Source organism: Sulfitobacter sp. SK025 (assembly GCF_003352105.1).
GTDB classification, from domain to species: domain Bacteria; phylum Pseudomonadota; class Alphaproteobacteria; order Rhodobacterales; family Rhodobacteraceae; genus Sulfitobacter; species Sulfitobacter pontiacus.
In genome coordinates, this window is sequence record NZ_CP025808.1 from 1,260,034 (window position 1) to 1,286,444 (window position 26,411).

Genomic DNA, 26,411 nt, shown 5'->3' on the forward strand with positions numbered 1-26,411 from the left:
TTGCTTGAAGACGCGCTTTGGGTGACGTGACATCAGCACTTGCCTGCGCGATGATGCGTTTGTATTATTTTATTGCTATATATTAAGCAAATGTATTTTTGCTGTGCATCGGGCGTGACAGCGGCGTGAAAGCTGGCACGCATAAACAAAAGGTAAGGGTTTGATGAGCAACGATGAAACGCTGAAAGACCGCTTGTCACAGGTAAGTGCGCAAGGTACGCCCGCGCTTCGGTCCTTTGCGCGGTGGCTTCTGGATAACCTTTCGCTCGTGGCCTTTAGCTCGATTCGCGGGCTGGCCAAGCAGGCAGGGGTCAATCCGAATACCGTGACCCGTATAGCGAAGGAGCTTGGCTATACCAGCTTTGACGCCTTCCGCACGGATGTGCAGGCAACGATCCAGACACCTGCGCCAAACTACGGCGCGCGTGCCCAGACATTAAGGCATGAACATCGCGACAGCGCGTTTGCCGCGCTCATGGAAGCGCATGGTAAAAACACGGCGATGCTTTTCTCGGCAGATATTCTGGACACGCTTGATGCGTGCATCGACCCGTTGCTCGGGGCGCGCAAAGTCTATGTGGTCGGCGTGCGCAGCTGCTATGCGATCGCGCATTATTTCTCGTATGTGGGCGGCATGGCGTTTTCGAACTTCGTAGACGTGCCAACCCTGCCGGGGGGCATTGTCGATGTTCTGTCTCAGGCCACGTCCGAGGATATTATCGTCGGGATCACCTATGAACATTACGCGGCAGAGGTGGTTCAGGCCTGCCAGATCGCCCAGTCCCGCGGCGCGCGGGTTCTGGCGCTGACGGACAGTCATGCCTCCCCAATCGCGGTTGGCGCTTGGAAAGTGGTACCGCTGCCCATGGCCGGGCCCCATTTCCTGCCGTCGCTCAATTCGGCGTTTCTAGCGGTGGAGATGCTGCTGGTCGGCATGGCCGCGCGTTCAGATGACGCGGCAGAGCGGGTATCGAATTTTGAGGACCGTATCCGGCAGTATGGCGGCTACAACGTGTGAGGTGTCTTGCGCGGATGAAAATCATCCGGCAGGCCCAATGCCACGGCAGAGCCACCGGTGATCAACCCCGTGGGCCGCAGGTCGCTTTCGTCCAGCGCGACGATGACCGCATAGGATAGGCGTTGTGCCAGTCCGCGGCGTGAGTGACGGTTATACCGATAACGGGCGTGTTGTGGGCGCGGGGCTGGCTGCTACGCGCCCCATTCTGCATGTGACCCAAGATGCGCGATGAGAAAGTCGATCAGGATGCGCGTCTTGGGGGTAAGCACGTTTGAGCGCGGGTACATCAACCACAAGACCGAACTGTCGTTCAGCTTCCATTCCGGCAGGACACGGATCAACCGGCCCGAGCGCAGCTCGTCCGAGACGCTCCAGAGAGAATTGATCGACAGACCGGCCCCGGCAAGCGTGGCCTCACGCTGAGCGTCACCATCGTCAACGATGGTCCGGCAGATCATCTGGGCGGGGTCAAGCGGCGCGGTTTCGCCCTCTGGGCCGATCAAATCGCGCGGCTCAAGGTCGACCCATGCTAGAAAGCGATGCCCTCGAAGCTCTGCCGGCGACTGCGGTACGCCATGTTCCTCAAGATATGCAGGAGAGGCGCAAAGAACGCGGGTATCATCCGCCAGCTTGCGCCCCTTGAGGCTGCTGTCGGTCAGGGGGGCCGCGCGTAACGCAAGGTCAAAACTGCCCTCGATCGCGTCAAACCGTGCGTCAGACAGGCGAAGTTCGAGCGTAAGGTCGGGGAACGCCGCGTGAAACTGCGGCAGAAGCGGCATGATGTGGCGCTGCGCGAAACTGCTTGGCGCGGCAAACCGGATGGTGCCTTTGGGGCTGGTTTCATGGCTGCCAAGAACGGCCTTCGCGGCCTCTGCCTGCGCCAGAATCTCCCGCGCGTAAGGAAGGAAGTCGGACCCTTCGAGCGACAGCGACACTTTGCGGGTGGTCCGTCGCAGCAGCTCTACGCCAAGCTCCTGTTCCAGTTTGGCAAGGCGGGCGCTGGCGACCGCAGGGGCAAGACCCAGATTCCGTCCGGCAGCAGAGATATTCAGCCGGTCGGCGGCCATCACAAAAAGGCGCAGGTTGTCAGTATCCACCGCTATTATCTCCGCTATCCGAATAATCAAATCGGAAAAATGCCGGTTTTCTACCGTTTCACAAGACCTATTTTTCAGCGATACAATGAAGGAACAAAGAAATGAAAGCTATTGGCTATAGCGCGGCGGGCCCTGCGGACACGCTCGATCTGATTGAAATCGACCGGCCCGAGGTGGGACCGCGTGATCTGTTGGTCGCGGTGAAAGGCATCTCGGTCAATCCGGTCGACGTAAAGCTGCGCGCAGCCGCCCAACCCGAGGGCGCCGCGCGCGTTCTGGGCTTTGACGCGGCAGGTGTCGTGGCCGAGGTGGGCGCGTCGGTCACCGGTTATAAGATCGGCGATGAGGTCTTTTATGCGGGCGACGTCACGCGCGCGGCACCAATGCGGAATTCCATGCCGTCGATGAACGGATCGTCGGGCGCAAGCCGGCCAGCCTCGACTTTACCGAAGCGGCGGGGCTGCCGCTGACCTCGATCACCGCGTGGGAGATGTTGTTCGACGCATTCCGCCTGACCGAAGGGGGCGGCGCGGGGCAAAGCTTGCTGGTGATCGGTGGCGCTGGCGGCGTCGGCTCTATCCTCATCCAGTTGGCCAAAGCGCTGACCGGGCTTACCGTCATTGCGACGGCCTCTCGACCCGAGACCGAGGATTGGGTGCGCAAGATGGGGGCGGATCACGTGGTTGACCATCGCGGTGACCTAGCCGCGCAGCTGGCAGAGCTGGGCCAGACCCCAAGCTATGTCGCCGCGTTAACGGCCACGGATCAGCATTGGCCCGCAATCATCGACTTGATCGCGCCCCGCGGCCAGATCGCGCTGATCGACGACCCCGAGGCGTTGGATATCAAGGCGGCCAAACCCAAGGCGTTGAGCATCCATTGGGAGTTCATGTTCACCCGTTCGATGTTCGAAACCGACGATATGGATGCCCAGCAAGACCTGCTGAACCGCGTCGCAGCGATGATCGACGCAGGCACATTGCAGTCGACAGTCACCGAGCGCGGCGCGGCGCTGACCGTCGAGGCGCTGCGCGCGGCGCATCTGCGGCAGGAAAGCGGTCGCGTGATTGGCAAGCAGGTGCTTGGCGGACTTTAAGTAATAGAAATCACGCGGGGGCGTGGTGCCATGTTCGCGCCACGCCCCCGCGTCCCTTGTGCCTTTGAAGGGGCGCGTGGATTGCCCATAGTTTCGCGCAAGCGCAACGGGTTGCTCATCAGGGCTTGACCTGCGTCCAATGAATCAATAATTCCTGATATATGGATAAGAATCACGCTCTCGACGCTTTTGCGGCGCTCAGTCAGGTCACCCGCCTTGATGTCTTCCGTCTTCTCATCACAGCCGGAGAAGGGGGGATGTCGGCAGGCGATATCGGCGACACCTTGGGGGTGCGACAGAACACGATGTCGACCAACCTCGCGATTTTGGCACGTTCGGGCCTTATTCGCAGCAAGCGCGAAGGGCGAAGCATTCGTTACTTTGCCGATATGGAGGGGCTGCGCGGTTTGCTCGCCTTTCTGATGGAGGATTGCTGCGGCGGGCGCCCGGAACTCTGCCAGCCCATCATAAACGAGCTCGCCTGCCCCTGTTAGGCGCGTATGGGGGAGGTGCCGCATTGGTCCTGTGACATTCCTGTGCTGACATTGGGCAACCACATATTCACGGCCACGGGGCTGCAATTTTTGAAGGTTCGACATGACTGATACGACACTTCCCGCGGCGGCGGGACTGGGCACGTTTGAAAAATGGCTGTCCGTCTGGGTGGCGCTGGCGATTGGCGCGGGGCTGCTGCTTGGCAATCTGTTTCCGACTGCGTTTGGTATGCTTGCCGGGCTTGAGGTGGCGTCGGTGAACCTGCCCGTTGCGGTGCTGATCTGGGCGATGGTGTTCCCGATGATGGTCGGGGTGGACTTCGGAGCCTTGCGTCAGGTGGGGGACAAGCCGAAAGGGTTGGTTGTCACGGTGGTGGTGAACTGGCTGGTCAAACCCTTCACCATGGCCGCCCTTGGCGTATTGTTTTTCAACTATTTTTTCGCAGGCCTGATCCCGCCGGATGACGCGCAGGCCTATCTTGCGGGCGTTATCCTGCTGGGGGCCGCACCCTGTACCGCGATGGTGTTCGTCTGGTCGAACCTGACGCGGGGGGATGCGACCTATACGCTGGTGCAGGTGAGCGTGAACGACGTCATCATGGTGTTCGCCTTCGCGCCCATCGTTGCCTTCTTGCTGGGGGCCACGGATATCGTCGTGCCTTGGGATACGCTGCTGCTGTCCGTGGGCCTTTACGTGATGCTGCCGCTTTTTGTGGGGTATCTGACGCGCCAGCGGCTGATTGCGCAAGGCGGCGAAGCGGCGGTGGATCGGTTCAAGGCGGGTGTGCAGCCGTTTTCGATCATCGGTCTGCTTGTGACGGTGGTCTTGCTTTTCGCGTTCCAGGGCGAGGTGATCCTGGACCGGCCGCTGGTGATTGCCCTGATCGCTGTGCCGCTTCTGATCCAGTCCTACGGGATATTCTTTCTGGCCTATGGGGTCGCGAGGGCCTGGGGTATTCCGTTCAACGTCGCGGCCCCCTGCGCCTTGATCGGCACCTCCAACTTTTTCGAGCTGGCCGTCGCGGTTGCGATCAGCCTCTTCGGGCTCGGATCCGGTGCAGCATTGGCGACGGTGGTCGGTGTCTTGGTCGAAGTGCCTGTCATGCTGTCGCTTGTCGCTTTTGCGAATAGAACCCGCCACTGGTTCCCTGCCTCGGAGGGGTCAGCATGAGTGTTGTCATTCACCACAACCCCGATTGCGGCACCTCCCGCAATGTGCTGGCCATCATAAAAGCATCGGGCGTGGAGCCGGTGGTGATCCCTTACCTTGATACCGGCTGGACGCGCGGACAGCTTTTGGGGCTTTTCGCGGCGGCGGGTTTGACACCGCGCAGCGCTTTGCGGGTAAAGCGATCTCCGGCAGAGGCATTGGGGCTGCTGGATCCCGACGTGGGCGACGAAGCCCTTCTGGCCGCCATGCTGGAACACCCCATTCTGGTCAATCGCCCCATTGTCTGCACGCCCAAAGGCGTCCGGCTGTGCCGCCCAAGCGAGGCCGTGCTGGACTTGCTGGACCACCTGCCACAGGGGCCGCTGACCAAGGAAGACGGCTCTTTACTGATTGACGCGGAAGGAAACCGAGTTGCCTGATACCCCGAACCTTGATGACACCCATTTCAAAGCGATTGATGCGGCGCGTCTGCTTGAGCCCGCAGCAGACGCGGACCGCCCGCGTATCCTGCTGCTTTACGGATCACTGCGGGACCGGTCGTTCAGCCGGCTCATGACCGAAGAAGCCGCACGCATTCTGACACGGCTGGGGGCCGAGACGCGTACCTATTCGCCGTCTGGCCTGCCGCTGCCGGATGATGCCGACGCCAGTCACCCCAAAGTGCAGGAGCTGCGCGATCTGGTCACGTGGTCCGATGGGATGGTCTGGTGTTCACCCGAACGCCACGGGGCCATGACCGGCATCATGAAAACCCAGATCGACTGGATTCCGCTGTCCTTGGGCGGTGTGCGTCCGACGCAGGGCAAAACGCTGGCCGTCATGCAGGTCAGCGGGGGGTCACAAAGCTTTAACGCCGTGAACCAGCTGCGCATTCTTGGGCGTTGGATGCGGTTGCTCACGATCCCGAACCAGTCCTCCACCCCCAAAGCCTTTCTGGAGTTTGACGACGCGGATCGGATGAAGCCATCGCCGTTCTATGATCGGGTCGTTGATGTCATGGAAGAGCTGGTGAAGTTCACGATGCTGACCAAAGACAGGAAAGACTACCTGCTGGATCGCTATAGCGAGCGCAAGGAAAGCGCCGCCGAGCTGTCGAAGCGCGTGAACCAGAAGTCGATCTGACCGATTTGTCGACCGCAGGGGCAGGAATATCCGTATGTTGAACGGGACGCGGTTGGAATGATTTGCGCGACAGCTGCGCTGGATGGTCTGTTAAAGCTTCATCCAGCGCAGTTGTCTGCCTAAGGTGACCGCGCGGACGCTGTAATTAACGATCGTGATATCGCCAGAGACAGGGGCATTTTGTGACACAACTATCTGATACACCAACCCGTTACGGCACCGTAAGCCGGCTGCTTCACTGGGGCATGGCCGCATTGTTTGTGGCACAGTTTATCTCCGCCGCGGCGCATTGGGCGCTTCCGCGAGAGAACACCCTGCGCGAACTTCTTTGGGGCTACCATACGACGCTGGGGGTGACACTGTTTGCGCTGGTCCTTGTGCGTGGTCTGTGGGGGCTGGCGAACATCCAACGGCGGCCTGCGCATGCCGGTTTGATGGGGCAGACGGCTGTCGCGGGTCATGTGGTTCTATATGCCTTGATGGTTATCGTCCCGGGCGTACGGCTCTTGGCCGCAGCGGGCGGCACCCGTGGGCTAAGCTATTTCGGGGTGCAGATATTCCCGCCCCAAACCGCCGAGGTCGCCTGGATGCAAGCGCCCGCGGAATGGCATGGAGAGCTGGGCTGGATCCTTGCCCTTGTGGTGCTTGGGCATATCTTCATGGCAGTCGTTTGGCATCGCCTGATTCAGCGGGATGATGTCCTGTCCACGATGGCGGGGCGGTAAGATGCTGAAAATAGGGAACTTGGGTCTTTCCCGAGACCAACGGCCGCGTCTTCGGTTTTACTATGGGGCCTTCAGGGGGTAAGACAGGCCAACGGCCTGGCTGCTTTTCACCACTTTCAACAAAGGCTTTCCCATGGCCACCAAAACCAACCTGCACCCCCGCAACCTCCACAACGAGGGGTATGATTTCGCGCGCCTGATTGCGGCCCTCCCCGAGCTAGGGCCGTTTACGACCCCCAATCCGGCGGGTCAGACCACCATCGATTTTCGGGATGTGGCGGCTGTGCGTATGCTCAATCGGGCGCTGCTCAAGGCGGATTACGGCATTGATTTCTGGGACATCCCGCCGAACTACCTTTGCCCGCCCATTCCGGGGCGCGTCGATTATATCCACCATCTGGCCGATCTGCTTGCGCGCAGCAACAACAACGAGATCCCGCGTGGACCGCAGATCAAGGCGTTGGACATTGGCACCGGCGCAAGCCTGGTCTACCCGCTGACGGGACAAAGCGCCTATGGCTGGCAGTTTACCGGTGTCGATATCGACCCTGTGGCCATCAAGTCTGCGCAACAGATTGCAAAGGCCAACGCGCTGGACGTGGACCTGCGGCTGCAAGAGAACCGCGAGGATATTTTCGACGGGGTGATCCATCCTGACGACCGTTTCCACGTCACCCTGTGCAACCCGCCCTTTCATGCCTCGATGGAAAGGGCGACGAAGGGCACGCAACGGAAATGGGCGAACCTTGGCAAAGGGCGTTCAGGCAAGCTCAATTTCGGCGGGCAAAACGCCGAGCTCTGGTGCCCCGGCGGCGAGATCAGGTTCATCGCCAACATGGTCGACCAAAGCCGCGCGATTGCGGGGCAATGTCTGTGGTTTACGTCGCTTGTGTCGAAAAAGGACAACGTGCAGACGCTTTATAAAATCCTGAAAAAGGCCAAGGTCGCCAACTGCGATGTGGTCGAGATGGCGCAGGGACAAAAAACCAGCCGGTTCATCGCCTGGACATTCATCAAGAAAGATCAGCGTGCGTCCTTTATGAAGGGATCCGCGCGCTAGAACAGCCATGCACGTGTCTGATACCCCGCGACATTAACCGCCCGTATCGCCCTTCGTCTCGATCTTGAGCGTGGTGCCGCAGTGTTTGCAGTGAACGGCGTCTGTCTCGTGGCGGTTCAGGCCACATTCGGGGCAGGTGTGCTTGATCTTGGAGGGTTGGAAAATCGTTCGCGCCAATTGCACGAACAACGCGACCCCGACCACCATGATGAACACCGACAGCAGTTTGCCACCCGTTGTCGTCATCGTGATGTCGCCAAAACCCGTTGTCGTCAGCGTCGCCACTGTAAAGTACAGTGCATCGACATAGCCCGCGACGCCCGCGTCCTCTTCAAAGGTCAGCACAAACACCAGCGATGTGATGACAAAGATGAACACCAGCAGGTTGACCGCCGCAAGGATCGCGTCCTCGTGTTTGCGGAAAAACGCGCTTTCGCGCCGCAGGTCGTGCAGCAGGTGATAGGCATGGATTAGCCGCAAACCGCGCAAGACCCGTAGGAACGCAAAGCTTTCGGCCATAAGGGGTGCCAGCACCAGCGATATCACCACCACCAGATCTGCAAGGGTGTAGATGCGCGTCAGCTCTTTGCGCAGGTTCGTAGAGATCCAAAGACGCGCGGCAAGGTCGAACATGATGAACAGGCCAAAGAACGCATTGACCGCCGTAATCACCGGCGTGGACGGCAGCGCGGCGGTGGCGATGAAATAGATGATCGTCAGGGAATCAAACAGGATCAACCCGTAGCGAAACCGGCGCGAGCGCGTGTTTTGCCCATCGTATAAAGCTTTAATCCTACTGCGTAGACTGTTCATTGATTGGACATACCGCTTCCCTCAGGGTCGTCATCGTCAACAACCGCTGAGGGTCAAGATGGCGCAAGGCGCGCCAATATCAATGGTTTGCGTGAGGCGGCGGGATTACTCGGGCGTGGGCTCGTCTGTCCGGGCCAAGCGGCGCACAAAGCTGACGCCCGTTTGACGGCGCAGCATGCGTCGGGATTTATGCTTTAGGCCGACTTCTTCCAGCACCTTGGGGTTGCGGTAATGCACCGTGAAGATATCGCGATCTTCGGGCAGGGGCTCCCCCCGTATCTTGCCGCCCAGGATATAATGTTGCTCTTCCGCCAGCGGGTTCCATGTCAGGCCCGCACGGCGGATGGCGACAGGAAGGCTCATCTGATCCAGATAAGGGCGTCGTTTTTCCAGCGTGTCAATCTCGTCAATCCGTCGGGCCGTCTCGTACCAGACATCGGCAAACCGGCCCTGTGGTCCTTCGGCTTCGGGGAAAAGGACGAAACCGGACGAGAAATAGGGCACTTTGGGGCGGCGCGACTGGCGCATCAGGTACACGCGCTCTTCGGGGATCTCCATATCGAAGGCCCCGTAGATCAGATCCCAGATGTCTTTCTGCGCCCAATACATACTTGCCGCGACAGAGCAGGAAACATGGCCGGATTTCACGATATTGTCGATTGTATTGGGGCGGATAAACAAGACGTCGGAATCCACGAAGGCGGAAAATTCGCTCTCGCGGGGCTGCATCGCGGCGATGATCTTGTTGCCGTGGGGATAGGGCTCGCGCCACATGCCTTCCGTTTTCATCGGGCGCAGCTCCGCCCCCATTTTCTCGTGTGCGATGAACACCGAGGGGTGGACATCGTTCATGCGATGTTCGGGCACGTAGCCGATGCAGGCCACGTCTTCGGAAAACTGCTCGCGTACAGAGGCAAGCAGGCTACAGGCCATGATGTCGTAAGAGGGCGGTTCCACGATATAGGTGAGCGTAAGTCTTGGTTTCGCCATTAGTCTGCTTCCCTATCTACGGTGCCCGTCCCGCCCGGGCGGTCGGCTCCGGCGGGGCTGTCGCGCAAGGCTCGCTTGCACGCCCCAACTGTTTTTCAGGAATGTCCGGTTCTGTCTAGGTTTACGTGACCGATGACCCGCCTGCGCCTTAGCGCAAACGTTGTTCCGTGTTGGCGTCAAACAGCATCGCCCGCTCGGGTGGGATTTTCACGCCAACCTGCGCCCCCTCGCGAGACCGGTCGTCGCCGCGTTCCTCGACGATGATCTTGGCACCGGTGTCGGACAGCAGGTGAACATAGGACACGCCGCCGAGGGCCTCGGTCATTTCGACGGTGAAGCCTTTGCCTTGGGGGTCAATTTCGATGTGTTCCGGCCGGATGCCAAGGGTGATGTCCCGGCCGTCTTCGGGTGGGGTCACGGGCAGGGCATAGCTGCCGTCCAACCCGTCCAGCACGACGTTGCCGCCGCTGGTGGTGCCATCCAGAAAGTTCATCGCGGGCGAACCGATGAAGCCGGCCACAAAGCGGTTGTCAGGATCGCGGTACAGGTCAAGCGGTGCGCCGACCTGTTCGATCCGGCCCTTGCGCAGCACGACGATCTTATCGGCAAGGGTCATCGCCTCTACCTGATCGTGGGTGACATAGACCATCGTCGCCCCGATTTCCTTATGCAGGCGGGCGATCTCGACGCGCATTTCGACACGCAGCTCGGCGTCGAGGTTGGAGAGCGGTTCGTCGAACAGAAAGACTTCGGGGCCGCGTACGATGGCGCGCCCGATAGATACGCGTTGCCGCTGGCCCCCCGACAGGGCGGCGGGCTTGCGGTCAAGATACTCTTCCAGCTTCAGGATCCGCGTCGCCTCGGCCACCTTCTGGGCGATCTCGGCTTTGGGGTGGCCGTTCATTTTCAGGCCAAACCCCATGTTGTCGCGCACGGTCATATGCGGATACAGCGCGTAGGTCTGGAACACCATGGCAACCCCGCGCTCTGCCGGGTCCATGCGGGTCACATCCCGGTCGCCGATGCTCATGCTGCCTTCGGTGGTCTCTTCCAGCCCGGCAATCATGCGCAGCAAGGTCGACTTGCCGCAGCCTGACGGGCCGACAAAAACGCAAAACTCGCCATTTTCGATTTCAAGGTCGATCCCGTGTATCACCTGAACACCGCCATAGCGTTTCACGACATCTTTCATGACGACACCGGCCATATACGACTTCCTTTTATGAGGGGACAGAGGGGGACTGCCAGGACTGCGCCTCGGCCCCGATGCGGGTGGCACACTCAAGCAGGGCAGGGCGGAACGCATTCAGACCGTCCAGCGTATGACGGTGTGTTGCGGTTGCGATGGATACGGCACCCACGACGCGGCCCGCGTCGGTCAGAATGGGGGCGGCGATGCTGATGATGCCGGCCTCGTGTTCCTCGCGGTCAAAGGCGATGCCCTCGGCGCGGATCTGTTCCAGCTCGCGCACAAGGGTTTCGGTGCTGGTATGGGTCGCATCGGTATATTTCAAAAACGCCTGCTGCTGTAGCGCCTGCGCCTGTGCCTCGGGTTCAAGATGCGCGAGAATCGCCTTGCCGACTCCTGTGCAATAGGCAGGGGCGACCTGACCGGTGCGCGCCAGCGTGGCAAAGCGGCTGCTGGCCTGACGCTTGTCGACGAACACGACCTGACCGTTGTCGATCTGCGCAAGGTGGATCGCCTCGCGCAGGCGTTCGCCGAGGGCGCTGATATAGGGGGCGGCAATCGGTGCAAGCGAGGCTTGCGACCATGCGGAATGGGCAAGGCTGACCAGACGGATGCCCGGCGCATAGGTCTGCTGATCCTTGTCATAGCTTAGCATACGTTGACTGGTGAGCGTCTGAAGTAGCCGGTACAGCGTCGGTTTTGGAAACTCCGATGTCTCCAGCAATTCGCGCATGCGGACAGGGCGGCCCATTGCTGTCACCTGATCCAGCACGCTCAGCGCCTTTGCAACAGTCCCGTCACTGTTCACCACATTCATATCGTTCTCCGTCCCTCAGGGCGCTGCATCCTGTGGGGTCTTTTGACTGACCCATCCCCCATGCGGCGCACCAAACTGTTGACAAGGCTAGCGAGCTTGATCTTATATATCAATATACAAAACTAAGTTTCAAATAATGAGACAGTTTTGGATTGCGGAAGCATCAGGGAGGATACCATGCATTCCATTCTCAAGAGGTCACTCGCGGCTGTTGTCGCTGCGGGATTTTCAACATCGTTTGCTGTCGCGGACGAAAGTCAGCTTTCAGGGGAGCTCAAGATCACCTCTGACATGTCGAACCCCGCGCCGCGCGCGGTGATGGAGAGTTTGGCAGCCGGTTTCGGAGAGCTGCATCCGGACGTCGATATCGAACTGACGATCGTCGACCGCGAAGCGTGGAAGACGCAGATCCGGAACGCCTTGGGGGCGAACCCGCCCGATGTGGTCAACTGGTATGCCGCGAACCGCATGGGCCCTTATGTCTCTGCCGGGTTGTTCGAAGACATCTCTGATATGTACGCCAACGGCGATCTGCCCGGGCTTGAGTCTGTCAAAGGCGCGCTGACCATCGACGGCAAGCAATATGGTGTGCCCTATACCTACTATCAGTGGGGCATGTACTACCGCGAAGATATCTTCAATGAACTGGGGCTGACCGAGCCTGAAACCTTTGAACAAGAGCTTGCGAACTGCGAAAAGATCGTTGCCTCGGGTCGTGCGTGCTATGCCATCGGGACCAAGTTCCTGTGGACCGCTGGCGGCTGGTTCGACTATCTGAACATGCGCACCAACGGGTTTGATTTCCACATGGAACTGGCCCGTGGCGAGGTGCCCTGGACCGATCCGCGCGTCCGCGAAACCTTTGCCAACTGGCGCAAGATCATCGACATGGGCGGCTATGTCGCCGATCACCAATCCTATTCCTGGCAGGAAGCGTTGAACTTCATGATCGAAGGCGAGGCGGTGGCCTATCTTATGGGGAACTTCGCCGTCGCCGCGATGCGCGAAGGCGGTCTGGACGACAGCCAGATCGACTTCTACCAGTTCCCGAAGATCGCGGATGTGCCACAGGGCGAGGATGCCCCGACCGACACGTTCCACATCCCGTCAGGTGCCAAGAACAAGGAAAACGCCCGCGCGTTCCTTCAGTATGTGACATCGGCTGATGTGCAGACCAAGATCAACGCAGGCGACGCCTTGGGGCAGCTGCCCATCAACTCTGAATCCTCGGTCGATAAGGACGAGTTCCTCGAGCAGGGTTTCGAGATGCTGAACACCAGCGCCAAGGGCGGTGTGGCCCAGTTCTTTGACCGCGACTTCAGCGCCGAGATGGCCAGCGTCGGCATGGAGGGGTTGCAGGAATTCATGGTGGTTCCCGACAACCTTGACGACATCCTAGAGCGTCTCGAAGAAACGCGTCAGCGCATCTACGAATAACGCTAAAGCGTCGCGCCCTCCCGCATCGGGGGGACGCAACCCACCGCCTCAATCCATTCGCAAGCCCGCCGACGGCCGGTTTTCGCATGTGTTGATTTACCGGAGACCACGGCATGGCAGCAACAACACCGCCCCCCGCGCGCAGTTGGTACAAACGCAACGAGATCGCGCTGACGCCGTGGCTTTTCCTGCTGCCGGCGATGCTGTTCTTTGCGGTCTATGTGATCATTCCCATCGGCCAAAGCGTCGCGATCAGTTTCTATCAGTGGGACGGACTGGGGGAGAAGACCTTTGTCGGCACCGCGAACTATGAAAGGTTGCTGGGGATCGGCGACCAGAAGATGGACCGCAAGTTCGAGATCTCGTTCTGGAACAACCTCAAATGGCTGGTGCTGTATTTGCTGGCCGTGCCCGCGGGGCTGTTCATCGCCTTGTTCCTGAACCAGACCGTGCGCGGTATCCGTATCTACAAGTCGTTGTTCTTCTTTCCTTTTGTCATTTCTCAGGTGGTCGTCGGGCTGGTGTTCTCGTGGTTCTACCTGCCACGCGAAGGGCTGCTGAACGCGATGCTGGCGATTTTCGGGGCAGGGCCGGTGAATATCCTGGGCGACCCGTCTACGGCAACCTACGGGATCATCGCGGCGGGGCTGTGGCCGCAGACGGCCTATTGCATGATCCTTTATCTAACGGGTCTGAATGCGGTGGACCCCGAACAGATCGAGGCCGCGCGACTGGACGGGGCCAAGGGGCGCAAGATGCTGTGGTACATTATCCTGCCCCAGCTCAAGCCCGCGACGTTCATCGCCTTTGTCGTCACCATCATCGGCGCGCTGCGGTCGTTTGACCTGATCAGCGTCATGACCAACGGCGGCCCCTTCGGATCGACCCGCGTGCTGTCGTTCTACATGTTCGAAGAAGCCCTGTCGGAGTTCGGCTTCCGCATGGGCTATGGCTCTGCCATCGCGGTGATCCTGTTCCTCATCATGCTCGGGTTCATCGCCTATTTCCTCTATGCCATGTGGCGCGAAGAGCGGGAGGCTCGCTGATGTTCCCTACACCGATCGCCAAACAATCGCGCAGCCGCCAGCTGACCTATCAGACGTTGCTGCCCGTCGCGCTGATCCTGTGGCTCTTGCCGCTGATCGCGGTGGCGCTGTTCTCTATCAAACCGGGGTCCGATTTCGCCGCCGGGAATTACTGGGGATGGCCGTCCAGCTTCGAGGGGCTGACGAACTATGGCAAGGTCTTCTTTGAAAGCAATATGCCGCGCTATCTGATGAACTCGGTCTTTATCACGCTGCCCACGGTGCTGGGGGCGATTGCGCTGTCCAGCATGGCGGGGTTCGCCTTGGGTATCTATAAGTTCAAGGGCAACCTGCTGATCTTCTTCATGTTTATCGCGGGCAACTTTGTCCCGTTCCAGATCCTGATGGTGCCCGTGCGCGACCTGACCATATCGCTGGGGATGTATGACAGCATTCAGGGGTTGGTCCTGTTTCACGTGGCGTTCCAGACGGGCTTTTGCACGCTCTTCATGCGCAACTTCATCCGCGCATTGCCCTTCCCCTTGATCGAGGCCGCCCGCGTCGAGGGCGTGGCCGAATGGCGCATCTTCTTCTTTGTCGTGCTGCCACTGATGAAGCCCGCGCTGGCCGCGCTGGCGGTATTGGTCTTTACCTTCATCTGGAACGATTATTTCTGGGCCGTCGTGCTGACCCAAGGGCCAAGCGCGCAACCTGTCACCGCGGGCATCACCGAATTCAACTCGCAGTTCCGCGCAGCCTATCACCTGATGAGCGCGGGATCGATTGTCGCCGCCTTTCCGCCGGTCGCGATGTTCTTTCTGATGCAAAAGCACTTCATCGCCGGTCTCACACTTGGCGCAGTAAAGTAGAGAGTTATGACACAGAACTACCGCCTTGATGACGGGCACCAGACGCTTGTTCTGGCCTCTGCGCACGACCGCTTGCCGCAGGTGGTCTATTGGGGCAGCCCGCTGCCCGACGGCGAAAATCTCGAAGAGATCTGCGCCGCCCGTGCCATCGACGTGACCGGCGGCATGCTGGACGAGACCCCTGATCTGTCGCTGTGCCCCGAAGCCGGGCGTAGCTTTCCGGGGCAGGCGGGGATCGCGGTTGCGCGCGCCGATGGCACGCCGCTGCGCCCGGTGTTTCACCTGCGCAACGTGGTGCAGGATGCAGGGCTGCGGTTTGTCTGCGCGGCACCGGACGAGGGGCTTACGCTGACCTTTGACTTTGCGGTTGATGCAGCAACCGGCGTGATCACCTGCCAGACGACACTGGAGGCCGCGCAGCCCGTGCGCCTGCACTGGCTTGCCGCGCCGGTCATGCCCGCGCCGCAGCTGAGCACAGAGATGATCGACTTCTCGGGCCGGTGGTGCGGTGAATTCCAGTTGAACCGCACCCCGTGGCACGCAGGTATTCACGCGCGCGACAACCGCACAGGCCGCACGGGCCACGAACACTTCCCCGGACTGCTGATCCCGACCACGGGGACCACAAACACCCAAGGGACATGCTACGGGTTCCATTATGGCTGGTCGGGCGGTCATACGATGATCGCCGAAGAGCTTCCGGACGGGCGGCGGCAGGTGCAATGGGGCCATGCGGCTGGCACCCATGACGCCCCCGCGACACAGTTCCAGACGGCGCCGCTTTACCTGACCTACTCAGACACCGGCCTGAACGGCTGTGCCGTCAGCTTTCAGCGTCATCTGCGCGACCGCATCGTGACATGGCCCAAGCCCGACACCCCGCGCCCCGTCCACTATAACTGTTGGGAAGCAGTGTATTTCGACCACGACTGGTCTGTCCTGACCGATATCGCCGACCGTGCTGCCGCTTTGGGGGCAGAGCGTTTCGTGCTGGATGACGGCTGGTTCGGACAGCGCGACGACGACACCAGCAGTCTGGGCGACTGGATCATTGATCCGCGCAAATACCCCAAGGGGCTGACCCCGCTGATCAACCATGTTCAGGGCTTGGGGATGCATTTTGGCCTCTGGTTCGAGCCCGAGATGATCTCGCGCGATAGCGACCTCTACCGCGCCCACCCCGATTGGATCCTGGGCCCGCAGGATCAGATAGAGGGGCGTCAGCAACTGGTGCTGAACATGGCGCTGCCGCAGGTCCAAGAGCTGCTGTACGACCGTATCGCCACGGTGCTGCGCGACAATGCCATCGACTATATCAAATGGGATCATAATCGCGTGTTGCCCGCACCCGACGCGGCGCAGACACGGGGCGTCTATGCGCTGCTGGACCGGTTACGCGCCGATTTCCCGCTGGTCGAGATTGAAAGCTGCGCGTCAGGCGGAGGGCGGATCGATTTCGGGATCATGGCGCGGACCCAGCGGGTCTGGCTGTCGGATAGCAACGACGCGCTGGAACGGCTGCGCATCCAGCATGACGCTGCCTTGTTCCTGCCTGCTGCCGTGACCGGCAGCCATGTCGGGCCCCGCCACTGCCACACCTCTGGCCGCACGCTGGACATCAGCTTTCGCGCCTGGGTCGCCGCGCAGCGCCACATGGGGTTCGAGATGGACCCGCGCGAGCTCGACACCCGCGAAACCGATATGCTGAAACAGGTCACGCAGTGGTGGAAGGACAATCGCGCATGGATGCGCACCGCGGATATCCTGCGGCTCGACAGCGCTGATCCGGCGGTGATCGCAGAGCAGCAACAGGCCACCGATGGTGCGCGTTTCGTGGTGTTCGCGGGCAAGGCCGCGACTTCGGCCCAGTTCTCACCGCGCCCGCTGCGGCTGACCGCACTTGACCCGCAGGCGCGCTACCGGATCACGCTGGCAAACCGCGACGAGGCGGTCGCGCTGTCACGGGGCGATGCCGCGCTCAAGACCCGCGATCTGGTGCTGTCGGGCCAGTACCTCATGAACCATGGCGTGACCCTGCCATGGTCGTTCCCTGAACGCATGTGGGTCATTGAAGGAACACGGCTATGACAAAAGAGAAACGCAACCGCGCTTGGTACGGCAAGAATGATCGGGACGGGTTCATTCACCGCAGCTGGATGAAAAATCAGGGCTTTCCCGATCACGCCTTTGATGGCCGCCCCATTATCGGTATCTGCAATACATGGTCCGAACTGACCCCGTGCAATTCCGGTCTGCGCGATCTGGCCGAAGGGGTGAAGCGCGGCGTGTGGGAGGCAGGGGGCTTTCCGGTCGAATTTCCGGTGATGAGCCTTGGCGAGACCCAGATGAAGCCGACCGCCATGCTGTTTCGCAACCTGCTGGCGATGGACGTCGAAGAAAGCATTCGCGCCTATGGTATCGACGGTGTGGTTCTGCTGGGCGGCTGTGACAAGACCACGCCGGGTCAGCTGATGGGCGCGGCAAGCGTCGATCTGCCGACGATCGTTGTCAGCTCCGGCCCGATGCTGAACGGCAAGTGGAAGGGCAAGGACATCGGCTCTGGCACGGATGTGTGGAAGTTCTCGGAAGATGTGCGCGCGGGCGAGATGACCTTGCAGGATTTCATGGCCGCTGAATCCGGCATGAGCCGGTCCAAGGGCGTGTGTATGACGATGGGCACGGCCTCTACGATGGCAAGCGTGGTAGAGGCGATGGGGATGTCGCTGCCCACCAACGCCGCGCTGCCTGCCGTTGATGCGCGCCGCATGGCGCTGGCGCATCTGACCGGCAAGCGCATCGTCGAGATGGTCGAGGAAGATATCAAGCTGTCGCAGGTCGTTACCCGTGCCTCTATCGAGAACGCCATTCTGGCCAATGCCGCTGTCGGCGGGTCGACCAATGCCGTGATTCATCTGCTGGCCATCGCGGGCCGCGTCGGCATCGACCTGACGCTCGATGATTTCGAGCTTGGGGCGGATATCCCGCTGCTGGTCAACTGCATGCCCTCGGGTAAATATCTGATGGAGGATTTCTGCTATGCGGGCGGGATGCCCGTGGTGCTGTCCCATCTGCGCGACAAGCTGCGGCCCGCGCAGACCGTCATGGGTGGGGATATCCTTGCCTATGCCGAAGGGGCCGAATGCTACAACGAGGATGTGATCCGCCCGCTGGATAATCCGCTGCGCCCTGCGGCCGGGTTAAAGGTGCTGCGCGGCAATATCGCGCCCAACGGGGCGATCGTGAAACCCTCGGCGGCGACGGACGCATTGCTGGAACACGAGGGCGAGGCATATGTCTTCGAGAATATCGAGGATATGAAAGCCAATATCGACCGCGAGGATCTGCCGGTGACCGCGGATACGGTTCTTGTGCTCAAGGGCTGCGGCCCAAAGGGCTACCCCGGTATGCCCGAAGTCGGCAATATGCCGATCCCCGCGCGTCTGGTCAAAGAAGGTGTGCGCGACATGGTCCGCGTGTCCGACGCGCGTATGTCCGGCACCGCCTATGGCACTGTGATCCTGCACGTCAGCCCTGAATCCAACGCAGGCGGCAATCTGGGGCTGGTACAGACCGGCGACCGTATCCGGCTGTCGGTGGCACAGGGCACATTGGACGTGCTTGTCTCTGACGAGGTGCTGGCAGAGCGCCGCGCGGTGTGGGTACCCGAACCACCCCGATACGACCGCGGCTATGCCAAGCTCTATACCGAGACGGTATTGCAGGCAGATAAAGGCGCGGACCTTGATTTTCTGGTGGGTAAAGACACCCGCCCCGTCACACGGGAGAGCCACTGATGACCCTGAACGCAACATTCCCCGATCTGCGCGACCGGTCGGTGTTCATCACCGGCGGCGGCGCGGGGATCGGTGCCTTTCTGACCGACGGCTTTCTGGCGCAGGGGGCCAAGGTCAGCTTTGTCCAGCGCAGCGACGCCACCGCGTTTTGCAACGAGATGGAAGAAAAACACGGCCAGCGCCCCTTTGCGCAGGTCTGCGATATCTCGGATATCGCGGCACTTCGGTCCAGTCTGGCCGCAGCCGCCGATGAGCATGGACCGGTCACGGTTCTGGTGAACAACGCCGCCAATGATGCCCGCCACACCGCCGAAGAGGTCACCGAAGACTTCTGGGACCAGTCGCAGGCGATCAACCTCAAGTCCTATTTCTTCGCCTGTCAGGCCGTGGTGGCAGGGATGCGCGCCGCGGGCGGCGGGGCCGTGGTGAACATGAGCTCGATCTCGTATATGATGGGAAATGCGGGCTATCCTGCCTATACGACCGCCAACGCCGGCATCAACGGGATGACCCGTTCGCTGGCGCGGGAATTCGGGCCGGACAAGATCCGCTTTAACGCGCTGGCACCGGGGTGGGTGTTGACGGAAAAGCAGATCGAACAATGGGTCACGCCCGAAGCGCTGGCGGCGCATATTGACCGGCAATGCCTTAAGGATACGTTGAAGCCGCAAGACATCGTGGATGCGGTGCTGTTTTTATCCTCTGCCTCCAGCCGCATGATGACGGGGCAGTTGATGGCCGTCGATGGCGGCGTTGTGGTCACCGGATAGGAAGGGATACCGTGCAACACTACGCTGAATGGATCGCTGTCGATTGGGGCACGTCAAACCTGCGGGTCTGGATGATGGGGGCCGATGGCAAGCCTTTTGCCTCTGACAGGTCTGACAAGGGGATGGCGGGGCTGACGCAGGACGGGTTCGAACCTGCCTTGCTTTCGTTGATAGACCCCTACCTAGATCCGGACCATGTGACCCCTGTGATCTGCGCGGGTATGGTGGGCGCCCGCGAAGGCTGGCGCGAGGCCGCCTACGTCGCCACGCCCTGCGCGCCCCCGGATGCGCGGGCGGCAGTTGCGGTACAATCCCATGACCCGCGGATCGCGGTCCACATCTTGCCCGGCGTGAAACAGATGGCTGCTCCTGACGTGATGCGCGGCGAGGAAACCCAGATCGCAGGGGTGCTGCACAGTCAGCCGGCGTTTGACGGCATCCTCTGTCTGCCCGGCACCCACACCAAATGGGTCCATATCAGTGCGGGCGAGATCGTGAGCTTCCAGACCTGCATGACCGGCGAGATCTTCGCGCTGCTGGCCAACCAATCGGTCCTGCGCCATTCGGTCACCACGGCAGAGTGGGACGAGGACAGCTTTATCGACGGAGTCAAGCAGGCGATGGACAGCCCGCAAAGCTTCGCCTCCAGACTGTTCGGTTTGCGTGCAGCGGGGCTGTTGCAGGGCACATCTGCAGGAGCGGCGCGGGCGCGTCTGTCAGGGCTGCTTGTGGGGCTAGAGCTGGCCGGCACGCGCCCCTATTGGCTGGGCCGCCATGTCGCCATTCTGGGCGCAGACAGCGTCGCCGCGCATTACCGGTGCGCATTGGCCGCACAGAGTGTGCAGGCCGAAACACTGGATAACACGGGCCTGACGCTGGCGGGCCTGACCTCTGCCTATCGTTCATTGAAAGGGGCCCTTGTATGAGCCGCAATATCATCGCTATTCTGCGTGGCATCCAGCCGCATGAGGCCGCCGACATCTGCGCCGCCTTGATCGACGCAGGCATCACCCGCGTCGAGGTGCCGCTGAACTCGCCAGAACCGCTGAAATCCATCGAGACGATGGCCCAAACCTATGGGGCTGACGCGTTGATCGGCGCGGGCACGGTGTTGGACGTTGAAAACGTTGCAGCGGTGGCGGCTGTGGGAGGGCGGATGATTGTCTCTCCGAATGCGGATGCTGCTGTTATCACGGCAAGCAAGGCGGCGGGCATGATGTCCTATCCCGGTGTGATGACGCCCACGGAATGTTTTGCCGCGCTTAAGGCGGGGGCCGATGGGCTCAAGCTGTTTCCGTCGTTCCTGCTGGGGGTTGAAGGGCTCAAGGCGATCAGGGCGGTGCTTCCGGCGCAGACCGAAACCTATGCGGTTGGCGGCGTCGGCCCGTCGAATTTCGCGGAATGGCTTGCGGCAGGGGTGACGGGCTTTGGCCTTGGGTCCAGCCTGTATAAACCGGGGCAAAGCGCGGCTGATGTGGCACAAAGCGCGCGCGCGGCGGTAAGCGCTTATGACAAGGCGGCTCTCTCTTGAGCGCCACACTCTTTGATGCGCGGACGTGCGCGTTGGGCGAAGGGCCGCTGTGGCATCCCGAACGTGGCCAGTTGTTCTGGTTCGACATCCTCGGCAAAACCCTGATGTCGCGGCAGGGCGACAAAACGCTGTCGTGGGAGTTTGACGAATGCGTCTCTGCCGCCGGGTGGATCGATAGGGATACCCTGCTTGTCGCGTCCGAAACCGCGCTGTGGCGGTTCGACCTAAACGGAGAGGAGCGTTCCCTCGTCGTGCCACTTGAGGCGGATCAGCCCCTGACCCGATCCAACGACGGGCGCGCCGACCCGTGGGGCGGTTTCTGGATCGGGACAATGGGCTTCAACGCAGAGCGAGGGGCGGGGGCGATCTACCGCTACTATAAAGGCGCGCTGCGACAGCTTTTCGCGAAGATTACCATTTCGAACGCGATCTGCTTTTCGCCCGACCGACGATTTGCCTATTTCACTGACACGCCCACGCGCCAGATCATGCGCGTGCCCCTTGATGCCGCAGACGGCTGGCCCTCGGCCCCGCCAGAGGTGTTTGTCGATCTCAAGAAAGACAAGCGTAATCCCGACGGCGCGGTTGTCGACAGCGACGGCTGCTTGTGGAACGCGCAATGGGGGGCCGGTCAGGTCGCCCGCTACAGCCCCGATGGCACCTTGTTGCAGACCGTTGATATTCCCGCAGCGCAGGCCACCTGTCCGGCCTTTGGCGGTGCGGATCTGCGGACGCTCTTTGTCACCTCAGCCGCGCAGGGCCGCGACGGGGCGGAGGATGGCCAGACCTTCCAGCTTGCATCGGACGTGCGAGGCCAGCGGGAACACCGGATAATTTTGTGAGGCGTGATGAAACGAACCCTAGGGACTTGCTATTACCCTGAACAATGGCCCGAAGAGATGTGGGAAGCCGACGCCCGCCGCATGGTCGAAGCGGGCCTGACATGGGTGCGCATCGGCGAGTTTTCATGGAGCAAACTAGAACCGCAACCCGGCCAGTATGACTGGGCGTGGCTGGACCGCGCGATCGAGGTTTTAGGGGCTGCCGGTCTGCGGGTTGTGCTGGGCACCCCCACTGCCACCCCGCCCCGCTGGATGCTGAAACGCCACCCCGACATGCTTGCCGTGGATATTGAAGGGCGTCCGCGCAAGTTCGGGTCGCGCAGGCACTACTGTTTCAGCCACGAGGGTTATCAGCAGGAATGCGTCACGATTGCCACGTTGATGGCCAAACGCTATGGCGCGAACCCCCATGTGGCCGCGTGGCAGATCGACAATGAATACGGCTGCCACGACACGGTGATCTCGTATAGTGATGCGGCAGCCCATGCCTTTCGGGGCTGGCTGGCACAACGCTACGGTACCCCCGCCGCGCTGAATGCCGCGTGGGGGAATACTTTCTGGTCGATGGACTACGACAGTTTCGACGACATCGACCCGCCCAACCTGACCGTGACCGAAGCCAACCCTGCGCATCGTCTGGCGTTCCGGCGGTTCAGCTCGGATCAGGTGGTGGCATTCAACCGGCGTCAGCTTGACGTGATCCGCCAGCACAGCGCCGCCCCCGTGAGCCATAACTACATGGGCCGGATCACCGACTTTGACCATTTCGCGGTGGGTGAAAATCTTGATATCGCCACATGGGACAGCTACCCGCTGGGCTTTCTCGAGGATCGGGTGGGCGCGGATGCGGCGCAGCAGCACCGCTATGCGCGGCAGGGCGACCCTGACTTTCAGGCGTTCCACCACGATCTTTACCGCGCCGTGGGCAAGGGGCGCTGGTGGGTGATGGAACAGCAGCCGGGGCCGGTGAACTGGGCCCCGCACAACCCTGTGCCACTGGCCGGTATGGTGCGTCTGTGGACATGGGAGGCCTTCGCACACGGGGCCGAAGCGGTGTGCTATTTCCGCTGGCGACAGGCCCCTTTCGCCCAAGAGCAACTGCACGCCGGCTTGCTGCGCCCCGACAGTGCTGACGCCTTCGCGATGGCGGAGGTCCGGCAGGTCGGCGCAGAGATGGCCAAGGCTCCGGACGTGCAGCCCGCGCAGGCACCGGTCGCACTGCTGTTCGACTATGACGCGGATTTCGCATGGGCAACCCAGCCCCATGGCGCGGATCTAAGCTATTTCGGGTTGGTCTTTCACACCTACAAGGCGCTGCGGCGTCAGGGGCTGTCGGTTGATATCCTGCCCGCCACCTGCCGCGATTTTGACGGCTACGGGCTGGTGATGGCGCCGGGGGTGATGCACATGCCGGACGGTCTGAAGCAGGCGCTGGCGCGCAGCGCGGCGACGGTCGTCTATGGCCCTCGCAGCGGCGCGCGCACGTCCGAGATGGCAATCCCTGTGCCGCTGCCCCCCGCAATCGACGGGTTGGACGTGACGGTCACGCAGGTCGAAAGCCTGCGGCATGACATCTCCGTACCGCTGGAGGGCGGTGGGAAAGTGATCCGCTACCGTGATGTGCTGGACGGCACGGCAAAGGTGATCTTGCAGACCACAGACGCAGAGCCGGTCGCCATGCGCGACGGGCAGCAGATCTATCTGGGGGGCTGGCTGGATGAGGACACGCTCGACCGATTTGTCAGCGGTCTGTGCGGCGAGGCAGGGATCGACGTGCTGCCGATGCCCGAAGGGGTACGTACCCGCACGACGGGGGGCGAACGGTTCTGGTTCAATTATTCAGATGCAGACGTTGCCTGCCACGGTGTCGAACTGCCCGCCGCGGGCGTTCTGCGTGTGCCGGTCTGACCAAAGGGGCGCGGCCCAAAAGACCGGATACCGCCCTGTCATTGGCGGTATCCGGCGCGTCATTTTACCACGAAGTGATGACGGTCCCGTGGTAGCTTTCGTCGATGAAGGCTTTGATCTCGTCCGAGTGATACGCCTCTAGCAGGGTCTGGACCCAAGGCGCGTCTTCCTTGCCCTCTTGCACAACGATCACGTTCACATAGGGGTTGTCGGCGCTTTCCATCGCGATGGAATCTTCCTTGGGGCTAAGACCCGAGGCGATGGCGTAGTTGGTGTTGATCAGCGCCGCATCCAGATCGGCCAGCGAGCGGGGCAGCTGCGCCGCGTCGAGTTCCTTGAACGACAGGTCTTTGGGGTTCTCGGTGATGTCCAGAACGGTGGGCACCAGACCCGCAGCGGGATCGACCTTGATCATGCCAAGCTGTTGCAGCACCAGCAACGCGCGCCCGCCATTGGTGGGGTCGTTCGGGATGCCAAAGGTCGCGCCTTCTTCAAGCGCGGCGATATCGGTGATCTTGTCCGAATAGATGCCCATCGGCGTGGTGATCGTGTTGCCCACAACCGCCAGCGCAAAGCCGCGGTCTTTCATCTGTGCTTCAAGGTAAGGCACGTGCTGGAAGGAGTTCGCCTCGATGTCGCCATCGGCCAGCGCCTGGTTCGGCACCACATAATCAGCGAATTCGACAACGTCGATCTCAAGGCCCATCGGTTCGGCCACACGGGCGACCTCTTCCATGATCTCGGCGTGCTCGCCGGGGGAAACGCCGACTTTGATCTGCTCGGCCATCAGCGATGTCGCCATAAGCGCGAGGGTAGAGGTCAGGGTCGCAATGCGTAGCATGTATATGCTCCTTTAACTGGGAAACGAAATTGGGAGGAGGAGACGGGCGCTATTGCCCGCCGCTTTTGGTGGCGCGTTTGTCGACAGCGGCTGCGATGCGTTCGCCGATCGATTGCACAAGCTGCACCAAGACGATGAGGATGATCACGACAACCGCCATAACGTCGGGCATAAACCGTTGATACCCATAACGAATGCCCAGATCGCCCAGGCCTTCGCCGCCCACGGCGCCAACCATGGCGGAATAGCCGATCAGGCTCACGATGGCGAGTGTAAGGCCAAGCGTGATACCGGGCAGCGCTTCGGGCAGCAGCACCTTGCGGATGATCTGCAACGGGGTCGCGCCCATTGCGCGCGCCGCCTCGATCAGGCCGGAGTCAACCTCGCGGATCGCGTTTTCCACCAGTCGCGCGATGAAGGGCACGGTGGCAATCGTCAATGGCACAATCGCGGCTGTCGTGCCGATCGACGTGCCGGCAACCATCCGCGTGAAGGGGATGATCGCGACCACCAGAATTATGAACGGTACCGACCGCGTGGCATTGACCACCAGCCCGAGCACCTTGTTGACCCACGGGGCCGACAGCAGCTCGCCGCGTTGCGAGGTCGCCAGAAACAGCCCCAAGGGCAGGCCAAGCAGCGTCCCCAGCAGCGCCGAGATGGCGACCATATAAAGCGTCTGGCCCGTGGCCTCGATCAATAGGTTGATAAGGTTAGCCGACATAGCCAAGCACCTCCGTCATAAGCCCGTGGCTTTCCAAAAATGAACGCGCCTCTGCGGCCTTGACCACAGGCAGCGATACCAGCAGATTGCCGAAGGGGCGGGTGCCGATTTCCTCGACCGCGCCGGCAAGGATATTGACCGGAATGCCCATGTCCTGCGTCAGCCGGGCCAGCATCGGGTCGGTGGCGTGCTGGCCCGCAAAGGTCACGCGGATCACCTCTTCGCCGCCCTGCGTGGGGGCGTTTGGGACCAGACGATCCTTGACAAAAGCGGGCAGGGTGACGCCGGTCACCCCCGACAGGAAAGACCGCGTGGTCGCATGCCGAGGCGCGGTGAAGATATCGTAGGTCTCGCCATGTTCGACGATGCGGCCCCCGTCGATCACGGCGACGTGGCTCGCGATGTCACGGACCACGGCCATCTCGTGGGTGATCAGCAGGATGGTCAGCCCCAGCTCTCGGTTGATGTCCTTGAGCAGCGACAGCACCGTTTGCGTCGTTTCAGGGTCCAGCGCGGATGTCGCCTCGTCCGACAGCAGCACTTTGGGGCCGGTGGCCAGTGCCCGCGCGATGCCGACGCGCTGCTTTTGCCCGCCCGACAGCTCTGCCGGATAGCGTGTGGCGTGCGCGCTAAGTCCGACCCGTTCGATCAGGTCGGCCACGCGGGGTTTGATTTGCGATGACGGCACACCGGCGATTTCCAGCGGTAGGGCGATGTTGCCCGCCACTGTGCGCGAGGCGAGCAGGTTAAAGTGCTGAAAGATCATCCCCACATCGCGGCGGATCGCACGCAGCTTGGACCCTTTTGCAGCCCCCACATTCTGTCCGCCCACCAGAACCGCGCCCGTTGTAGGCCGTTCAATCCCGTTGACCATGCGCAGCAGCGTCGATTTGCCAGCCCCCGACCGTCCGATGATGCCGGTGATTGAACCCGGCTCCATCGCCAAAGAGACGCCTTCAAGCGCCGTGACAGTCGTGCCGCCGGATTTGGAATAGGCTTTGCCCACGTTCTCGAACGTGATCGAAGCGCCATTTGGTTCTGTCATGATCGGTCCAGCCTGCGGTCGGTTGCGGTGGCG

Annotated in this window: 27 protein-coding genes; 19 read left to right on the top strand and 8 right to left on the bottom strand. The window is 61.3% G+C overall.

What is annotated here, in order from left to right; translation table 11 throughout:
- Positions 1–163: 163 nt before the first annotated feature.
- On the top strand, positions 164–1,018 hold the full coding sequence (locus C1J04_RS06080; protein ID WP_009826378.1) for a MurR/RpiR family transcriptional regulator: 855 nt from the start codon (positions 164–166) through the stop codon (positions 1,016–1,018).
- A gap of 191 nt (positions 1,019–1,209) precedes the next feature.
- Here the strand turns inward: C1J04_RS06080 and C1J04_RS06085 are convergent, their stop codons facing one another.
- Complete coding sequence (locus C1J04_RS06085) at positions 1,210–2,115, bottom strand: LysR family transcriptional regulator (protein ID WP_009826379.1); 906 nt, start codon at positions 2,113–2,115, stop codon at positions 1,210–1,212.
- 101 nt (positions 2,116–2,216) lie between these two features.
- Here C1J04_RS06085 and C1J04_RS19545 point away from each other — a divergent pair, with 101 nt between their 5' ends.
- From C1J04_RS19545 to rlmF, 8 genes are all read left to right on the top strand, one after another.
- Entirely contained in the window at positions 2,217–2,585 is a 369-nt protein-coding gene (locus tag C1J04_RS19545; RefSeq protein WP_009826380.1) for an alcohol dehydrogenase catalytic domain-containing protein, read from the top strand.
- The gene (locus C1J04_RS06090; protein ID WP_254655188.1) at positions 2,528–3,211 is read left to right on the top strand and encodes a zinc-binding alcohol dehydrogenase family protein; all 684 of its coding nucleotides are present in this window, start codon (positions 2,528–2,530) and stop codon (positions 3,209–3,211) included. The genes C1J04_RS19545 and C1J04_RS06090 overlap by 58 nt, the downstream gene beginning before the upstream one ends.
- A 161-nt stretch (positions 3,212–3,372) precedes the next feature.
- Positions 3,373–3,705, top strand: a complete 333-nt coding sequence (locus C1J04_RS06095; protein ID WP_005852102.1) for an ArsR/SmtB family transcription factor — start codon at positions 3,373–3,375, stop codon at positions 3,703–3,705.
- Positions 3,706–3,808: 103 nt separating this feature from the next.
- Positions 3,809–4,876 (top strand): ACR3 family arsenite efflux transporter, encoded by a 1,068-nt coding sequence (arsB, locus tag C1J04_RS06100; protein WP_074635383.1) that lies wholly within the window; start codon positions 3,809–3,811, stop codon positions 4,874–4,876.
- Complete coding sequence (gene arsC, locus C1J04_RS06105) at positions 4,873–5,295, top strand: arsenate reductase (glutaredoxin) (RefSeq protein ID WP_009826383.1); 423 nt, start codon at positions 4,873–4,875, stop codon at positions 5,293–5,295. Before arsB ends, arsC begins: the two co-directional genes overlap by 4 nt.
- On the top strand, positions 5,288–5,998 hold the full coding sequence (gene arsH / locus C1J04_RS06110; RefSeq protein ID WP_009826384.1) for an arsenical resistance protein ArsH: 711 nt from the start codon (positions 5,288–5,290) through the stop codon (positions 5,996–5,998). The genes arsC and arsH overlap by 8 nt, the downstream gene beginning before the upstream one ends.
- Positions 5,999–6,180: 182 nt before the next feature.
- Positions 6,181–6,723 carry a cytochrome b gene (locus tag C1J04_RS06115; RefSeq protein WP_083779634.1) on the top strand — a complete coding sequence of 181 codons (543 nt, stop codon included), beginning with the start codon at positions 6,181–6,183 and terminating at the stop codon, positions 6,721–6,723.
- Between the two features lie 133 nt (positions 6,724–6,856).
- Positions 6,857–7,783: a 23S rRNA (adenine(1618)-N(6))-methyltransferase RlmF gene (rlmF, locus tag C1J04_RS06120; RefSeq protein WP_009826386.1), complete on the top strand. Its 927-nt coding sequence runs from the start codon at positions 6,857–6,859 to the stop codon at positions 7,781–7,783.
- A 33-nt stretch (positions 7,784–7,816) separates the two neighbouring features.
- On the opposite strand, the gene C1J04_RS06125 is transcribed toward rlmF, so the two are convergent.
- The 4 genes from C1J04_RS06125 to C1J04_RS06140 all read right to left on the bottom strand — a co-directional run bounded on the left by C1J04_RS06125 (position 7,817) and on the right by C1J04_RS06140 (position 11,592).
- Positions 7,817–8,596, bottom strand: a complete 780-nt coding sequence (locus C1J04_RS06125) for an ion channel (protein WP_037954251.1) — start codon at positions 8,594–8,596, stop codon at positions 7,817–7,819.
- 105 nt (positions 8,597–8,701) lie between these two features.
- On the bottom strand, positions 8,702–9,586 hold the full coding sequence (locus tag C1J04_RS06130) for a hypothetical protein (protein ID WP_009826388.1): 885 nt from the start codon (positions 9,584–9,586) through the stop codon (positions 8,702–8,704).
- 148 nt (positions 9,587–9,734) lie between these two features.
- On the bottom strand, positions 9,735–10,793 hold the full coding sequence (locus C1J04_RS06135; RefSeq protein WP_114865315.1) for an ABC transporter ATP-binding protein: 1,059 nt from the start codon (positions 10,791–10,793) through the stop codon (positions 9,735–9,737).
- A 13-nt stretch (positions 10,794–10,806) separates the two neighbouring features.
- Entirely contained in the window at positions 10,807–11,592 is a 786-nt protein-coding gene (locus C1J04_RS06140; RefSeq protein WP_009826389.1) for an IclR family transcriptional regulator, read from the bottom strand.
- 177 nt (positions 11,593–11,769) lie between these two features.
- Between C1J04_RS06140 and C1J04_RS06145 the strand changes: the two genes are divergently transcribed.
- The 10 genes from C1J04_RS06145 (at position 11,770) to C1J04_RS06190 (ending at position 23,768) form a co-directional block, all read left to right on the top strand.
- The gene (locus C1J04_RS06145) at positions 11,770–13,029 is read left to right on the top strand and encodes an ABC transporter substrate-binding protein (protein WP_174226602.1); all 1,260 of its coding nucleotides are present in this window, start codon (positions 11,770–11,772) and stop codon (positions 13,027–13,029) included.
- 113 nt (positions 13,030–13,142) lie between these two features.
- A complete protein-coding gene (locus C1J04_RS06150; protein WP_005852117.1) occupies positions 13,143–14,075 on the top strand; it encodes a carbohydrate ABC transporter permease in 933 nt (310 codons plus the stop codon).
- Positions 14,075–14,923: a carbohydrate ABC transporter permease gene (locus tag C1J04_RS06155; RefSeq protein ID WP_005852118.1), complete on the top strand. Its 849-nt coding sequence runs from the start codon at positions 14,075–14,077 to the stop codon at positions 14,921–14,923. Before C1J04_RS06150 ends, C1J04_RS06155 begins: the two co-directional genes overlap by 1 nt.
- Before the next feature lie 6 nt (positions 14,924–14,929).
- Positions 14,930–17,011, top strand: a complete 2,082-nt coding sequence (locus C1J04_RS06160) for an alpha-galactosidase (RefSeq protein WP_009826391.1) — start codon at positions 14,930–14,932, stop codon at positions 17,009–17,011.
- Positions 17,008–18,717, top strand: a complete 1,710-nt coding sequence (locus tag C1J04_RS06165) for an IlvD/Edd family dehydratase (protein ID WP_009826392.1) — start codon at positions 17,008–17,010, stop codon at positions 18,715–18,717. Before C1J04_RS06160 ends, C1J04_RS06165 begins: the two co-directional genes overlap by 4 nt.
- Positions 18,717–19,487: an SDR family NAD(P)-dependent oxidoreductase gene (locus C1J04_RS06170; RefSeq protein ID WP_009826393.1), complete on the top strand. Its 771-nt coding sequence runs from the start codon at positions 18,717–18,719 to the stop codon at positions 19,485–19,487. Before C1J04_RS06165 ends, C1J04_RS06170 begins: the two co-directional genes overlap by 1 nt.
- A gap of 11 nt (positions 19,488–19,498) precedes the next feature.
- On the top strand, positions 19,499–20,413 hold the full coding sequence (locus C1J04_RS06175; protein ID WP_009826394.1) for a 2-dehydro-3-deoxygalactonokinase: 915 nt from the start codon (positions 19,499–19,501) through the stop codon (positions 20,411–20,413).
- On the top strand, positions 20,410–21,018 hold the full coding sequence (locus C1J04_RS06180; RefSeq protein ID WP_009826395.1) for a 2-dehydro-3-deoxy-6-phosphogalactonate aldolase: 609 nt from the start codon (positions 20,410–20,412) through the stop codon (positions 21,016–21,018). Before C1J04_RS06175 ends, C1J04_RS06180 begins: the two co-directional genes overlap by 4 nt.
- A complete protein-coding gene (locus C1J04_RS06185; RefSeq protein ID WP_037954254.1) occupies positions 21,015–21,860 on the top strand; it encodes an SMP-30/gluconolactonase/LRE family protein in 846 nt (281 codons plus the stop codon). Before C1J04_RS06180 ends, C1J04_RS06185 begins: the two co-directional genes overlap by 4 nt.
- Before the next feature lie 6 nt (positions 21,861–21,866).
- The gene (locus C1J04_RS06190; RefSeq protein ID WP_037954256.1) at positions 21,867–23,768 is read left to right on the top strand and encodes a beta-galactosidase; all 1,902 of its coding nucleotides are present in this window, start codon (positions 21,867–21,869) and stop codon (positions 23,766–23,768) included.
- A gap of 64 nt (positions 23,769–23,832) precedes the next feature.
- Here the strand turns inward: C1J04_RS06190 and C1J04_RS06195 are convergent, their stop codons facing one another.
- From C1J04_RS06195 to C1J04_RS06205, 3 genes are read right to left on the bottom strand one after another with little or no spacing between them, the layout of a single operon-like run.
- A complete protein-coding gene (locus C1J04_RS06195; protein WP_009826398.1) occupies positions 23,833–24,609 on the bottom strand; it encodes a MetQ/NlpA family ABC transporter substrate-binding protein in 777 nt (258 codons plus the stop codon).
- Positions 24,610–24,658: 49 nt separating this feature from the next.
- The gene (locus tag C1J04_RS06200) at positions 24,659–25,333 is read right to left on the bottom strand and encodes a methionine ABC transporter permease (RefSeq protein WP_009826399.1); all 675 of its coding nucleotides are present in this window, start codon (positions 25,331–25,333) and stop codon (positions 24,659–24,661) included.
- Positions 25,323–26,378 (bottom strand): methionine ABC transporter ATP-binding protein, encoded by a 1,056-nt coding sequence (locus C1J04_RS06205; protein WP_009826400.1) that lies wholly within the window; start codon positions 26,376–26,378, stop codon positions 25,323–25,325. Before C1J04_RS06205 ends, C1J04_RS06200 begins: the two co-directional genes overlap by 11 nt.
- Positions 26,379–26,411: the final 33 nt, after the last annotated feature.

Coding starts and splice junctions, on each gene's coding strand:
- C1J04_RS06080 (WP_009826378.1), top strand. CDS start 164: ATGAGCAACGATGAAACGCTGAAAGACCGCTTGTCACAGGTAAGTGCG.
- C1J04_RS19545 (WP_009826380.1), top strand. CDS start 2,217: ATGAAAGCTATTGGCTATAGCGCGGCGGGCCCTGCGGACACGCTCGAT.
- C1J04_RS06095 (WP_005852102.1), top strand. CDS start 3,373: ATGGATAAGAATCACGCTCTCGACGCTTTTGCGGCGCTCAGTCAGGTC.
- arsB (WP_074635383.1), top strand. CDS start 3,809: ATGACTGATACGACACTTCCCGCGGCGGCGGGACTGGGCACGTTTGAA.
- arsC (WP_009826383.1), top strand. CDS start 4,873: ATGAGTGTTGTCATTCACCACAACCCCGATTGCGGCACCTCCCGCAAT.
- rlmF (WP_009826386.1), top strand. CDS start 6,857: ATGGCCACCAAAACCAACCTGCACCCCCGCAACCTCCACAACGAGGGG.
- C1J04_RS06125 (WP_037954251.1), bottom strand. CDS start 8,596: ATGAACAGTCTACGCAGTAGGATTAAAGCTTTATACGATGGGCAAAAC.
- C1J04_RS06130 (WP_009826388.1), bottom strand. CDS start 9,586: ATGGCGAAACCAAGACTTACGCTCACCTATATCGTGGAACCGCCCTCT.
- C1J04_RS06135 (WP_114865315.1), bottom strand. CDS start 10,793: ATGGCCGGTGTCGTCATGAAAGATGTCGTGAAACGCTATGGCGGTGTT.
- C1J04_RS06140 (WP_009826389.1), bottom strand. CDS start 11,592: ATGAATGTGGTGAACAGTGACGGGACTGTTGCAAAGGCGCTGAGCGTG.
- C1J04_RS06145 (WP_174226602.1), top strand. CDS start 11,770: ATGCATTCCATTCTCAAGAGGTCACTCGCGGCTGTTGTCGCTGCGGGA.
- C1J04_RS06150 (WP_005852117.1), top strand. CDS start 13,143: ATGGCAGCAACAACACCGCCCCCCGCGCGCAGTTGGTACAAACGCAAC.
- C1J04_RS06155 (WP_005852118.1), top strand. CDS start 14,075: ATGTTCCCTACACCGATCGCCAAACAATCGCGCAGCCGCCAGCTGACC.
- C1J04_RS06160 (WP_009826391.1), top strand. CDS start 14,930: ATGACACAGAACTACCGCCTTGATGACGGGCACCAGACGCTTGTTCTG.
- C1J04_RS06165 (WP_009826392.1), top strand. CDS start 17,008: ATGACAAAAGAGAAACGCAACCGCGCTTGGTACGGCAAGAATGATCGG.
- C1J04_RS06170 (WP_009826393.1), top strand. CDS start 18,717: ATGACCCTGAACGCAACATTCCCCGATCTGCGCGACCGGTCGGTGTTC.
- C1J04_RS06180 (WP_009826395.1), top strand. CDS start 20,410: ATGAGCCGCAATATCATCGCTATTCTGCGTGGCATCCAGCCGCATGAG.
- C1J04_RS06190 (WP_037954256.1), top strand. CDS start 21,867: ATGAAACGAACCCTAGGGACTTGCTATTACCCTGAACAATGGCCCGAA.
- C1J04_RS06195 (WP_009826398.1), bottom strand. CDS start 24,609: ATGCTACGCATTGCGACCCTGACCTCTACCCTCGCGCTTATGGCGACA.
- C1J04_RS06200 (WP_009826399.1), bottom strand. CDS start 25,333: ATGTCGGCTAACCTTATCAACCTATTGATCGAGGCCACGGGCCAGACG.
- C1J04_RS06205 (WP_009826400.1), bottom strand. CDS start 26,378: ATGACAGAACCAAATGGCGCTTCGATCACGTTCGAGAACGTGGGCAAA.